Below are 232 nucleotides of genomic sequence, written 5' to 3' on the forward strand. Positions count from 1 at the left end.
GCGGCGCGATCAATCTGGGCCCGCATTTCGGCATGCACGCAGAAGCAGCGGGATTCGGCCTGAGTCACACCGTGACAGTCGACGATAACCGCTACGACGGGCACCTCACGCTCGCACAGGGCGGCACCTATCTCGATCTGTATCCGTTCGCGTCGAGCGCGTTCCGGTTGACCGCGGGCGCCCTCTTCAACGCGGACTCGCTTTCGGCAACGCTTTCGCCGAACGCGCAAGG

Annotated in this window: 1 protein-coding gene; it reads left to right on the forward strand. The window is 64.7% G+C overall.

All coding sequences use genetic code 11. The annotated features are described in order from the left end of the window. The coding region (locus R2R70_RS23450) for a hypothetical protein (RefSeq protein ID WP_410979414.1) at window positions 1–232 on the forward strand (232 nt) is incomplete at both ends.

The organism is Cobetia sp. SIMBA_158 (assembly GCF_046566945.1).
In the GTDB taxonomy this organism is placed as follows: Bacteria; Pseudomonadota; Gammaproteobacteria; order Pseudomonadales; family Halomonadaceae; genus Cobetia; species Cobetia amphilecti.